Here is a 13,685-nt window from a genome sequence, read left to right as displayed (position 1 = left end):
TTGCGGCTATTCAAAAGATTGAAAAAGATGATTGTATCGTTGTTGGGAAAGAGAGACTTGAGCTTTATCCTATCGGTGAAAAAGACCCTTTCTTTTTTCATCCGAATTCAGCCATGTTCAGAATAAAGAGGATCATGAAAGGAGAACATGATCCTTTTATTGAGGCAGCGTCCATATGTTCAGGGAAAACAGTTCTTGATTGCACATTAGGACTTGCATCAGATAGTATAGTGGCAAGCTTCGTGGCAGGGAAGGAAGGGAAAGTAACGGGAATAGAAGCAAATCCCTTTTTGGCTTATATGGTTAATAAGGGTCTGAAATCTTGGAATGCGGACATACCCATGATGAATGAAGCTATGAAGCAAATAAGGGTAGTAAATATGTTCTCTCTATCCTATCTCGAAAGTCTTCCAGATCATTGCTATGATATCGTTTATTTTGATCCGATGTTTGAAGAGCATATTCTAGAATCTGATGGCATAAAGGCGTTAAGCCGTTTTGCAGTCTACGAGGATATCACCCAGAAATTAATAGATGAAGCTTTAAGAGTCGCAAGGGAACGGGTCGTATTGAAGGATCATTTTCGCAGCTCTAGATTTGAAAGGTTTAAATTTGACGTAAATATAAGAAAATCCTCCAAGTTTCATTTTGGAGTATTGAAAAAAGCTTGATGTACTAAGGAAGGAAATATTTTTACATACTCCCTTCCTTTTTGTTTTGGCATTAATCTGCGATGGCTAAATAAACAAAATACCCTAGCATAATAAAAATAATGAATGTGATAACAAGTGACAAATCCACAGAAATATCCCCTTTCACTGTTATTATTTAAGTTATATGGAATTTTCAGTATACTATACCCGAAAATACTTGCAACTATACAAGCTTTATACTTTTAATATTTTTGCTTTTTTGAAAAATAAATCCATAATTATTATTTTTATTTAAAAGTGAAACCATTTTTCCTTTTTATCGTAAAAGCAAGTATAATAGAATAATAGTATTGATACCGTATAAATAGAGAGGGATCCATGATGAAAATAACAATGGCAGAGAGAATGAATTCTTTTCAGGAAAGTATCTTTTCAGAATTAGCTTATTATAAAAAATTAAAGCTTTCAGAAGGACAGGAAATTGTGGATTTAAGCGTTGGCAGTCCGGATACTCCGCCACCAGCTGTTGTGACGGAAACGATTGCTGAATTAGCGAAAAACCCCAATTTATTTGGTTATTCGATGAGAGGGACTGATGATTTTCACGAAGCAGTAACCACCTATTATGACCGACGATTTCGTGTATCGCTTGATCCTAATCATGAGGTTTCACTTTTAATGGGTTCTCAGGACGGTTTAGTCCATTTTCCAATGGTTCTTTGTAATCCTGGTGATTATGTGCTCGTTCCTGATCCAGGCTATACTGCATATGAAACTGGAGTTAGTATGGCAGGAGCTAAATTATATCCTATGCCGCTAAAAAAGGAAAATCAATTTCTCCCTGATTTTTCCGAAATTCCAGAGGAAATAAGCGAAAAAGCAAAGTTAATGATTTTGAATTTTCCAGGAAATCCTGTTCCAGCAATGGGAACGCAAGCTTTCTTTGAAGCGGCCATTGCTTATGCAAAAAAATACAATATCGTTATTTTGCACGATTTTGCTTATTCTGAGCTTTATTATGATGAACAGCCAATTAGCTTTCTTGCAGTTGACGGAGCGATGGAAGTTGGTATTGAGATGAATTCATTATCAAAAAGCTTTAATATGGCTGGCTGCAGGATTGCTTATGCGGCAGGAAATCCAGAAATTATTACGATGCTTGCTAATTTTAAGTCAAATGTGGATTACGGAGTGTTTTTTCCGATTCAAGCAGCTGCTGCTAAGGCATTAACAGATGAATCTAATTTCCTAAATGATCTGCGAGCGATGTATAAGAATAGAAGAGATGTTCTTGTGAATGGCTTGCGAGAAATTGGCTGGAATGTCAGTGTGCCTAAAGCCTCTATGTTTGTCTGGGCAGAAGTACCTTCATCCTTTTCTTCAAAGGAATTTGCCATCGAACTAATAAATCGTGCAAATGTGGTCGTCACGCCTGGAAATGCATTTGGCTCTTGGGGAGAGGGTTATGTGCGAATTGCACTTGTACAGTCAGAAGAAAGATTACAGGAAGCGGTTCGTAATATTAAGCAGTCAGGGATATTAGAAGCAGTAACGAATTAGTAACGGTAGGAGGGTTTAATCTATGCCTAATTGGCTTCGTAAATCACTCGTTGTCATGGTAACCATTTTAACCTTTGGATTGGTTACACCTTCACAAGCTTTTCTTTATGATGATTCTAATGCAGTAAAAACATCGAAAAAAGATATTTTTGATACTTCTCCGGAAGATAAAAGTGTAATAAATAATCCTGCATTGGCAGATGAACCTGTTGGGTATATTAGTAAAGAGGATTTTATTAGGCAAATGCTCATGAAAGCCGAAGCTCAATCTTATACGAAGTTTGGGGCAAGGATTAAACCAGTCATCGAAAATGAATTCTCTGAAGTAATCCTGCCTAATATTGAAAAAGCTATAATGAATGTTGCTGCACAATACCCTGAAGAAGAGTTAGCCTATTTAACAGTAACTGAGAGCCCAGGTAAAGGTCACTCAGAGAAGATTTTTAATATATCTAGTGAAAAAACAAGCGAAGATGTTATTCGCTTTCATGTTAGGAGAGATCAGCCTCCGCAGCAAGGCTACTGGTTTAACTTTCATTACCATACACATCATGATCAATTTCAAGCACACCATGAGCTTGGGAGTATTTATTGGGATAAAAATACCCCGCCAAAATGGATGAGTTAAATAGAAAAGCGGAAGCGCCTTCGGAACAATCAAAGGACAATTGTTCCTGCGATAAATATTCGCAGAAGCTTTCCTTTGTGCTCACCCCCGACAAGCTAACGCTTTTACTCGTTCGATGATTTTGCTGCCGAAGCATTCCTTGTGGAGCTAGACAGTGCTCAAACTTAAGAAAGTTTTACTATATTTTTAAAGTTTTTTTATAGTAAATTGAAACTTTTTTAGAAAAGCATCGTAAATAAAACATATTCTTTTTTTTGGAGGTAATAAAAATGGCTGTAAGTTTATCAAAAGGTCAAAAAGTAGATTTAACAAAAACAAATCCTGGACTATCAAAAGTAGTTGTAGGCTTAGGATGGGATGTAAATAAATATGACGGCGGCAATGATTTTGACCTGGACTCTTCCGTATTTCTGCTTGGAGATAATGGAAAAGTAGCATCTGATAGCGACTTTATATTTTATAACAATACGAATGGCGGAAATGGTTCTGTTGTACATACAGGTGATAACCGTACTGGTGCAGGTGATGGCGATGATGAACAGGTAAAAGTTAATTTAGCGAATGTTCCAGCTGATGTACAGCGTATCACGTTCACAATTACCATTCATGATGGAGAAGCTCGAAATCAAAACTTTGGACAGGTTTCCAATGCTTATGCTCGGATTTTAAGCGAAGATTCTGGAGAAGAGTTAATCCGCTATGATTTAGGGGAAGACTTCTCAATAGAAACGGCAATCGTTGTGGGTGAATTATACAGACATAATGGTGAATGGAAATTTAATGCAATTGGAAGCGGCTATCAGGGCGGCCTTGCTGCATTAGCAAAAGATTTCGGTTTGCAAGTTGGATAAAAAGCGAAGCTGCTAGATCAGGTGCTTAAATAAAAATTCTATCGAATAAAATTTTCCATTGGATATGCTGGTAGTTCATTCCTTTTGTTTAAAGGCAGTATACTGCATATCCTTTGATACGATAAAATGTGAATTAACCTACAAACATAAACTAGACATTTTCGGGAGGAACAAACAAGAATGACGATATTAGAAGGTATATTACACACTTATTCCCAGTTTTTTAATTGGGAAATGTGGGTTCAGGTTTTATCAGATCCAGTTAGCTGGGGATTAATAGGAACACTTGTTATTTTAGAAGGGCTTTTATCAGCAGATAATGCTCTAGTTCTTGCAGTAATGGTAAAGCATTTGCCGGAGAAACAACGTAAGAAGGCACTTTTTTATGGATTACTCGGGGCGTATGTTTTCCGCTTTATCGCAATCGGTATTGGCGTTTTCCTAATCAAGCTATGGTGGGTAAAAATATTAGGAGCCGGATATCTTGCTTGGTTAGCCATTAAATACTTTATTGATAAAAAGAAAGAAGCAGAAGCAGATGACGATGAAATTAAGGGTATGAACCAAAGCGGTTTATTAATTCGTCTCTTCGGAACATTCTGGGGAACTGTAGTTGCTGTTGAATTAATGGATATTGCCTTCTCTGTTGACAGTGTATTAGCTGCATTCGGGGTCAGCCAGGAAATCTGGGTATTATTATTAGGCGGTATGCTTGGCGTTTTAATGATGCGTGGGATCGCAGGCGTGTTCCTAAAGCTAATCGATCGAGTGCCAGAGTTAGAAACATCAGCTTATGTTCTTATCTTGATTATCTCTGTGAAGATGCTATTAGGTGTTGCAGGTATCCACATTGACCATATTTATTTCTTCATCATTTTACTTATTACATTTGCAGCTACGTTCGTTGTACATTTCATGAATAAAAAGAAAGCAGCAACTGGTGAATAATAGATTACTATATGATTTTTAGGGAACAGACAATTGTCCGCTCCCTTTCTTTTTACCTATTTTACTTTTGTTAATTTATTGGAAACGGAGCAAACAGGATGAGATTATTTACAAACCTTAGCGATATTCATTGCAATGAAATTTTTTATAAAAAGCCTCAAGAGTTTACAAGAAATTCAAGGAAAGACATCCTATCCAATGCGCTGGGGGCAACGCTCTATATGCCGGCAACCCGTCCAAATATTCATCAGGACTTACTAACAAAAAAACATTCAGGGTTGACCTCTATGGTTATTTGCTTAGAGGATGCAATTGGTGATGATGAAGTAGAACTAGCTGAGTCTATGCTTGTACAGGAACTAAGAAATTTAAAAGAAGATATGGAGAAAGGCCTTTTAATAGAGGATGACCTGCCATTAATGTTTATCCGTATTCGCAGTTATGAACAGCTTAAGCGATTAATGAATAGTATTCAAAAAGGTTTGGATTTATTAACGGGCATCGTCATACCGAAATTTTCTCCAGAAAAGGACAAGCTAGTTTTAGAGGAAATTAGAAGGCTTAATGATGCAGGCCATAGACTGTTTGCACTTCCGATATTAGAAACAAAAAAGGTCATTGAAAAAGAAACAAGACTAGATGAGCTAATGGCCATTAAATATTTGGTGGACCAATATGAGGATCTCATTCTCAATATTCGAATTGGGGCAACTGATTTTTGCGGATTATATGGCATTCGCAGAAATTCGGATACGACTGTTTATGATATAGCGGTTATTCGCGATTGCATCTCAGATATCGTTAATGTTTTCTTGCGCTCTGACCATCCATATGTTATATCCGGGCCTGTTTGGGAGTATTTCTCTTCAAAGGAAAGGATGTTAAAGCCACAGCTAAGACAGACACCTTTTCGCGAGAAATATGGGCAGGAAGGAATTCATTTTAGGTCAGAATTAATTGATAAACATATGGACGGGCTGATACGAGAAATATTGATGGATATTACAAACGGTTTGACAGGGAAAACGATCATACACCCTACCCATATAAGACCGGTACAGGCATTAAATACAGTATCATTTGAAGAATACCTTGACGCAAAAAATATTATCGATAAGGCTGATGGGAAGATCGGTGTTATGAAAAGTAAATTCTCTAATAAAATGAATGAGATTAAACCACATTACTATTGGGCGCAAAAAATTCTATTAAAATCTGAAGTTTACGGGGTGCTAAATGAAGAATACACTTACATCGACTTGCTCACCAACGAAATTTACGCTTCCGATCCTCAACCGGTTGAGCGTTGAAATTGAGATAACCGAAAATCCATATCAGCTGCCAATCGATGAATTGTTTATTATGGCAGCGAGAATTAATAAAAAGAGATCCTTTTTATTTGTTAGCAAGGTTTTAGGAAAGCATATCCCTATTGAGCCTAGGATGGGAATGTTAACAGGGGCTTTGCTGGCAAATCGTTATTTAGAGAAGGTTACATTTGAAAAAGCGGGTTTAAGGGAAAAGCTAGTTTTCTTGTTTAATAATGGTTCAGATAGTTTTGCTGAACAGCCTTTTGTAGGTGAACATTTAAATCCAGTTATTATCGGTTTTGCAGAGACGGCAACTGCACTCGGACATGCCTTTTATCAATATTTCCAAAAAGCAGATTTCTTCCATACAACGAGGGAAAAGCTCGTAGGGTTAGAACCAGTTATAACCTTTGAGGAGGAGCATTCCCATGCTACCTCACACCGTTGTTATATCGATGAATCACTATTAAATAATCAGCGGGAGGTTATATTAGTCGATGATGAAATGACAACGGGAAAAACGGCCATAAACATTATTCGATCCATTCAAAAACAGTTTCCACGAGATAAGTATACAGTTGTGTCTATTTTGGATTGGCGTTCTGAGGAGGACCAGCTTTTATATAAGGAGCTTGAAGAGGAGCTTAAAATCACGATTCAATCAGTAAGTTTGCTTAAAGGGTTTATGAAGGCGATTGGTTCACCAGATATTGAATGTCGAACACCTTCACCATTAAGCGTTGCTTCCGTTTCCCAAACGGTGGAAAAGATTGTGCTTCATGATATTTTCCCAGAACATACTACCGCTATCCACTATTCATCTATTTCATTAGAAGGGAAAATAAAGAGCATTCCTTATGTAAAAGAAACAGGCAGATTCGGAATAAATTCTGTGACAAATCATGAATGGAATCAGTCAATGGAGGAAGTGGGAAGGTATTTAAAAAATCATAGACTAGGGGAAAGAACACTTTGCCTTGGAACAGGCGAATTTATGTATATGCCGATGATAATCGCCTCGTACATGGGAAATGGTGTCAGCTATCAGTCTTCTACTAGAAGCCCTATATACGTTGAAAATCGTCAATCGTATGGAGCAGCATTTGGTCTATCATTCCCTAATCCAGAAGATTGGAAAGTCGACCAATTTGTTTATAATATCTCCCCAAATGAATACGATGATCTGTTTGTGTTTTTTGAAAGAGCGGTATCGGAGGAAGAACTGAAGCCATTCCTTAATGAATTGAAAAAGACAAACATTAGAGACATAAAAATAGTATTCTTTAATGGAGGTTTACGAGATGAATAGTTCAATAAATAATATAACAAAATTTGGATCATATGCAGAAAATGACGTGATTTTTCTTTTGAAGGATCTAAGCCTTTTTCAATTGGAGGGTTCGATTGATAATCGGGAAAAGCAAATTCAGTTAGGACAGCATTATAGCGAAACTTTACCGGTTGAATATCAGCCACCAGACTATTATATAGAATTATTTCGCGAAACATTGCTCGAATATAAGCAAAAAGTCGCTTTATGCACAGGGATCGTTGCGGAACAAATTTACAAGTTAAAAGGAGAAAATACTGTGCTAGTTTCCTTGGCACGGGCCGGTACTCCGATCGGGATCTTAATCAAACGTTATATTGAGGGAAGATATCATACAAATTTACCTCATTATAGTGTTTCTATCATTCGCGATAAAGGTTTGGACGAAAATGCAATTCAATATATTTTAGAGAAACATCCGGGAAAAACCATTCAATTTGTCGATGGATGGACAGGTAAAGGTGCCATTTCGATTGAATTAATAAAGGCTTGTAAGGATATTTCAGAGAAATATGGTGTTGCGCTTGATGATAGCCTCGCTGTACTTGCAGATCCTGGACATTGTACGACTCTTTATGGAACTAGAGAGGATTTCTTAATTCCTAGTGCGTGTTTAAACTCAACAGTATCTGGATTAGTAAGCCGCACAGTACTAAATAAAGAACTTATAGGTCCCAATGATTTTCATGGAGCAAAATATTATCAGGATTTAGCTGGTTCTGATGTTTCCAATGAGTATTTAGATGTAATTACGAATGAATTTCCTGCTATTTATGAGGAAGCTGCTAAATCTGCGGCTTACCTGCTTGAGTACCATGAAAAGGCAACATTTCAAGGTATGCAAGATGTGAAAAAAATAAAAGAAGAATATTATATTGAGAATACAAATTATATTAAACCGGGTGTTGGAGAAACGACAAGGGTTTTACTAAGAAGAGTGCCGTGGAAAATTCTCATGAAGGATATGGAAAGTCCATATGTCAGACATATATTAATGCTTGCTAAAGAAAGAAATGTTGAAGTTTTACATTATCCGGAGATGAGCTATACATGCTGCGGATTAATTAAAAAGGTAGGAATGAAATAATGAAAATGTTTGCGTCAGATTTAGATCGTACACTTATTTATTCAGAGCGGGCCCTGGCAGACTTCAAACAAACAGAAGTGAATGATCTAATCGGAGTGGAGAAAAAAGCAGACCGGGAAGTTGCGTTTATGACAAAAAGGTCTGCAGAAGCTCTTCGCCAAATTGCAGACCATATGTTGTTTGTTCCTGTAACGACTAGGACTTGGGATCAATTTAATCGAATCTTTATATTTTCGACCTGCATTCCACTAACATATGCAATCACGTCAAATGGTGCCAATATCATTTATAAGGGGGACCCTCTGATCGAATGGCAAAGATTAGTCAAGGAGCGTCTGACAACTGAATGCAAACCCATTAAAGAAATGGAAGAAGATTTGCGGGAATTAAATATACCGGGAACGATAAAAAGGGCCGAAGGATTATTCTTTTACTATATTCTTGAAGAAAACTTGAGCCTGGAAGCAATCATGATCGTGAAACATAAGGCGGCTGAAGCTGGCTGGAGAGTTTCAATACAGGGAAGAAAGCTCTATTTTATGCCAAATCCAATAAGCAAAGGCGAGGCTGTTAAGTTTATTAAAGAGCGTGAGGGAATCTTAACTGTTTATGGGGCTGGTGATTCACTGCTTGATCATGATTTTTTAAAAGATTGTGATTTTCCATTTGTTCCATCTCATGGGGAATTGGCCAATGAGAATATTGAGGATGCTCATTATATGTTAACTAATAAAAGAGGAGTAATGGCTGGGGAAGAGATTTTATCAAAAATATTTAGGAATATAACAGATGTAACGATTAGCGGCTAATCCCCAAGCCACTTTCTTAAAATTAAGAATAGGCCTCCTCCAAACATGTATGAAGTAAAAAAGATAATAGAACCCCATACTAATGAGAAATGCAGAGACATTGTCATAAATGTAATCAGTAAGGACCAAAAAAATAAATCTACTAATACAAAATATCCCGAACCCAAAACTGTTTCAACGGGCTCTAAATCTGATTCTTGTAAATGGTATTTCGCCCTTCTAAATAGGAACCTCATTTTATTCACCTTCTATAATTCAACGTACTTAAACATATGCAGGGACGAGAAAAAGGGTGAAAGATTGAAAATAGAAGAATTTCATTCGAAGTTTTTTTGGAATATTGATGGAATCGTTTTAGAAAACTTCTTCAGGTGTGATATGATGGTAATAACTTTACATATTCATATTTTTTTCTGCTTTTAGAAAAATTTATACATGCTATTACCATCTTTCGCTTGCAAAGGGAAGGGAAAATAAAATGAATCATTCTTATAATCAAATAAAAACGAATTTATTGCCAGTATCTAATGATAATTGGTTGAGTACTTTGAAAAAGCCATTGAGGGAAAGGCCGCAATTTTCTATTGAGCAAGGCACCATTCATTTAGGTCAAGTGGTTGCCCGCTTTTTAGGTGTTCCTTTAGATGAAGATGAGTATTATAATCGTCTTTATGATCTAATCCATACAGAGCAGGCTGACCTCATATTAATTAGCGAAGAGGCACTTGATAAATCAATCGATAATCATCACTTTCAAGCCATCCAAAAGGTGTTAAATATTAATAGGGATCAAAAGCTATCCATTAATCGATTTGTGGCATTCCTTGACGGTGAACAGCTATTATTAAAATCCAATATCCCCTCTTTGCATCGGAAAACAAGGGAAGCGATGATTTCGACATTGCAGCTGTTTTCAACAGTGGAGCCAGAGGGGTTAAACAGTCAAGAATTGAGAAGGGTCCTTGTCGATGTTATTAAATGGACATTTAACCATCTTGGACAAAATTGGAACCATATCGATCTGGAAAAAGCGATGCCGAAATTTTTATGGTATGGAGAAACGAATAATAGCCATAAATACTTCCTTTTTTATTTAATGAATTTAGGGTGTGATCTTGTATCTTTCTCGCCATCAGGGAGTGATTGGCTTGCTGGTTGGAATGAGGGGTTAGAAGGAACCTTTGTTTACAGCTATCCTGAGAGAAAGGACCCGGAGCGATTTCCAACTGAAAAGAGCAGACGCTCGGCTACTGTTGCCTACCGGGCTTCAAGAGAGATTGAGTCTATATTAAACCATGAAGGGTCTGGTCTTTATAAGCCATGGCAGCTCCGAGATTATACGCCTTTATCTGTCACGTTGAAAACAACATACGATGAGCTTTTTATTTTAATTAAAGAAAAGGCAATGGTACGGCCAAATTTTGAAGTGAAAAACGGACAAGTCAAAATTCCTTCTATTTTTGCTAAAGTACAAGGTGTAAGCAAAAATCGGAAGGAGTATTGGGACCGCTTACAATTAATATCAGAGTACGATTATAGTCTTTTAATTAGAAGATTCCCATTTACAAATAATGTGAACAATGATTTTCGATTTCATTATCGCAATGCCCTCGGTAAAGATGGGTTGCTTGATCCTCATAAAATGGTGACGGCGCACTACTGGAAATACCAGCACTTGCCAACCGGACTTCAAAATGGAATAGCAACAGCCATTCGAAATATATGTGCACGTCCATATATTAAACCAATCTATCACGAAAATATCGAGGAATTGAAAACCTACTTATTTTCACAAGGCATGCAGATTCCAGCAAGTGTTTTGCAGCTGCTCCAAAAATTTGACTATTCACAGGATGTACCGAAGCTCATTCTCTATAACAATGAACTCAATGGAACAATGACAAGGACAGATGCAGCATTGTTATTGCTGCTAAATCAATTTGGAATTGACATTGTCCTTTACAATCCGCCAGGACATAATGATTTAGAAAACTTTATAGAGGATGGAATATATGATGTGCATTGGCTGGAGGATGTTGTATTTGAACAGGAGTTTAAAGAACCTTCCATATTAAAAAAGGTAAGAGGAATATTTAAAAATTTAAGGGGAGACTGATGTCATGAATCAATTGCAGCAGACAAATCTAGATCTTACTTTGAATAAAACGCAAGAGGATAAACTTACAGAAGCATCAGCATCGGAAATTAAACTAGCTCTTAGAAATGACCCTGAGGTGCAAAACTTAGCACGGTCTATTGATGAGAGAGATCAAATCCAAATTCTTGAATTTGGTAAAGAGCCAGCTACTCAAATTTCACGTTTCTCTGATCAAATATTAAGTAATATGAGATCCACAAAAGTTGAGGACTCTGGGGAATTATTAAAGCAGCTTGGCAGAATTATGGATAAGTTTGATAAGAAAGACTTTGAAAAGACATCTGGAGGGTTATTCGGTAAGCTCTTCAAAAAAGGCGAAAAGCTTATTGATAAGCTCTTTGGGAAATACCAGACGATGGGCCAAGAAATTGATAAAGTATATGTGGAAATATCAAAATATCAAGGTGAAATGGTCGACTCTACTACAATGCTTGATCAAATGTACGAGCAAAACTATCAATACTATTTAACATTGGAAAAATACGCGGTAGCAGGACAAATGAAGATTGACGAGCTTAAAGCGAATCAGCTTCCTCAGCTTGAAGCACGAACGGCTGCAGGAGATCAAATGGCTTCCATGCAGCTAGATACATTGAGAAATGCCATTGACCTTATGGAACAAAGAGTATACGACTTGGAAATGGCGAAAATGGTATCACTTCAAACAGCACCGCAAATTCGTTTATTACAAAGAGGAAACACAAAGCTCATTGGAAAGATTAATTCCGCTTTTGTTACAACGATTCCAATCTTTAAAAACGGCTTGATACAAGCGGTTGCTGCCAAACGTCAAAAGCTAGTAGCCGATTCCATGAATGAGCTTGATAGAAGAACAAATGAAATGCTCCTTCGCAATGCCCAAAATATTTCCTCGCAAAGCGCAGATATTGCTAGACTTGCTGGGGCACCAAGCATTAAGATTGAAACGATAGAGGAATCCTGGAATATTATTATTAAGGGAATGCAGGAAACAAAAGCAATCGAAGAAGAAAACAAACGTATGCGTGCAGAAGGTACAAGAAGATTAGAACAGCTACAGGATAATTTTAAAAAAATTAAGCACCAAGGAAGCTAACCAAAAAGCATTCCCCCTTACTTGTGCAGCATGAAAAAGCTAAAATAAATGAAGAAGACAAAGATCTAAAGGATCAAAAATTTAATGAGGTGAAAACATGGCTATTAATTTACAAAAAGGTCAAAGAGTCGATTTAACAAAAGGAAATCCAGGATTATCAAAAATTATGGTAGGACTTGGCTGGGATCCAGTACAAAGCCGCGGCGGTGGATTATTAGGATCACTATTCGGTGGTGGTGGCGGAGCAAATATCGACTGTGATGCGTCCGTAATCATGTTAGGTGAAAATGATAAAATTAGAAATAACAGTGATGTCATTTACTTTGGTAATTTAAAAAGCAATGACGGAAGTGTACAGCATACAGGTGATAACTTGACAGGTGACGGAGATGGAGATGATGAGCAGATCTTAATCGATTTAAGCCGTGTTCCAGCACAAGTTCATAAACTTGTATTCGTTGTTAATATTTATGACTGTGTAAAACGTAAACAGCATTTTGGGATGATCCAAAACGCGTTCATTCGCATTGTGAATTCTGCAAATGGTCAAGAAATGATTCATTACAATTTGACAGATGATTATAGCGGCAAAACATGCTTAGTTGTTGGTGAAATTTACCGTCACGGTGCAGATTGGAAATTTGCAGCAGTCGGAACAGGCACTTCCTCACCAGGCTTAGCTGATGTTGTTCGTTCCTATACTTAAGTAAATTTGGTTAACGAGCTCTGGCAAATTTGTCAGGGCTTTTTCATATTTCCGACTATTTGAAAAGGAATTTCCAAATTTTCGCTAGACTGCGATTATATAATGCTATTTTTTCATATGGTATAATTTAAATAAAATATATTTTAGAGAGTTTAGAAGTTTTCCTTAGTGCTGCGGGAGGGGGAGTCTACGATGAAAAGAATAGTGGCATTGTGTATATTAACGACTCTTACCCTTACTTTAATGGGCAGTTCGCAAGCAGCAATGGGCGGTATTCAACTGAAGAATTACCCGCACAATTCTCTTCTTCACCAATCCCTAGTTCTCCAATCTCCAAGTTTAATCGGAAGTATTATTATCCTTCCGTTTGATCCTTTCGATGAGCTTAAAGCAGCTGAGATTATCGAAAGGGTTGACCATTTACCTTATTTTCTATTGAAAAAAATAGCCAAAGAAGATATTAAACTTAAGCTCTTTGTCGGCAAATTAACGGACAATCCAACGGCACAGTATTTATCCGGGATGATTCCGAGGGGGTACAAAAGTCAAACTACTTGGGATGATGTTCCA

12 protein-coding genes and 1 pseudogene are annotated in these 13,685 nt (G+C 37.1%); all 13 read left to right on the top strand.

Annotation, left to right across the window (positions count from 1 at the left end; all coding sequences use genetic code 11):
* A pseudogene (locus V7149_RS14360) lies at nucleotides 1–671 on the top strand (class I SAM-dependent methyltransferase); the annotation flags it as partial.
* 363 nt (nucleotides 672–1,034) lie between these two features.
* Complete coding sequence (locus V7149_RS14355; RefSeq protein WP_335346304.1) at nucleotides 1,035–2,213, top strand: LL-diaminopimelate aminotransferase; 1,179 nt, start codon at nucleotides 1,035–1,037, stop codon at nucleotides 2,211–2,213.
* A gap of 22 nt (nucleotides 2,214–2,235) precedes the next feature.
* On the top strand, nucleotides 2,236–2,841 hold the full coding sequence (locus V7149_RS14350; protein WP_335346300.1) for a YpjP family protein: 606 nt from the start codon (nucleotides 2,236–2,238) through the stop codon (nucleotides 2,839–2,841).
* Between the two features lie 269 nt (nucleotides 2,842–3,110).
* Nucleotides 3,111–3,692 (top strand): TerD family protein, encoded by a 582-nt coding sequence (locus tag V7149_RS14345; protein ID WP_335346299.1) that lies wholly within the window; start codon nucleotides 3,111–3,113, stop codon nucleotides 3,690–3,692.
* Nucleotides 3,693–3,872: 180 nt separating this feature from the next.
* Nucleotides 3,873–4,640 carry a TerC family protein gene (locus V7149_RS14340; protein ID WP_335346298.1) on the top strand — a complete coding sequence of 256 codons (768 nt, stop codon included), beginning with the start codon at nucleotides 3,873–3,875 and terminating at the stop codon, nucleotides 4,638–4,640.
* 98 nt (nucleotides 4,641–4,738) lie between these two features.
* Entirely contained in the window at nucleotides 4,739–5,950 is a 1,212-nt protein-coding gene (locus tag V7149_RS14335; protein WP_335346297.1) for an HpcH/HpaI aldolase/citrate lyase family protein, read from the top strand.
* Nucleotides 5,877–7,259, top strand: a complete 1,383-nt coding sequence (locus tag V7149_RS14330) for a phosphoribosyltransferase family protein (RefSeq protein ID WP_335346296.1) — start codon at nucleotides 5,877–5,879, stop codon at nucleotides 7,257–7,259. The genes V7149_RS14335 and V7149_RS14330 overlap by 74 nt, the downstream gene beginning before the upstream one ends.
* Entirely contained in the window at nucleotides 7,252–8,367 is a 1,116-nt protein-coding gene (locus V7149_RS14325) for a cysteine protease StiP family protein (RefSeq protein WP_335346295.1), read from the top strand. Before V7149_RS14330 ends, V7149_RS14325 begins: the two co-directional genes overlap by 8 nt.
* Nucleotides 8,367–9,176, top strand: a complete 810-nt coding sequence (locus V7149_RS14320; protein ID WP_335346294.1) for an HAD family hydrolase — start codon at nucleotides 8,367–8,369, stop codon at nucleotides 9,174–9,176. Before V7149_RS14325 ends, V7149_RS14320 begins: the two co-directional genes overlap by 1 nt.
* A gap of 478 nt (nucleotides 9,177–9,654) precedes the next feature.
* Nucleotides 9,655–11,292: a YceG family protein gene (locus tag V7149_RS14315; RefSeq protein WP_335346293.1), complete on the top strand. Its 1,638-nt coding sequence runs from the start codon at nucleotides 9,655–9,657 to the stop codon at nucleotides 11,290–11,292.
* Nucleotides 11,293–11,296: 4 nt separating this feature from the next.
* On the top strand, nucleotides 11,297–12,409 hold the full coding sequence (locus V7149_RS14310; RefSeq protein WP_335346292.1) for a toxic anion resistance protein: 1,113 nt from the start codon (nucleotides 11,297–11,299) through the stop codon (nucleotides 12,407–12,409).
* Between the two features lie 97 nt (nucleotides 12,410–12,506).
* Nucleotides 12,507–13,115: a TerD family protein gene (locus tag V7149_RS14305; protein WP_335346291.1), complete on the top strand. Its 609-nt coding sequence runs from the start codon at nucleotides 12,507–12,509 to the stop codon at nucleotides 13,113–13,115.
* A gap of 192 nt (nucleotides 13,116–13,307) precedes the next feature.
* A partial coding sequence (locus V7149_RS14300; protein WP_438824118.1) for an anthrax toxin lethal factor-related metalloendopeptidase occupies nucleotides 13,308–13,685 on the top strand: 378 nt, incomplete at its 3' end.

This window comes from Bacillus sp. JJ1503 (assembly GCF_036965125.1).
GTDB lineage: Bacteria > Bacillota > Bacilli > Bacillales > Cytobacillaceae > Cytobacillus.
The sequence above is the reverse complement of the archived record's forward strand: the minus strand, read 5'-3'. Positions and strand labels throughout refer to the sequence as shown.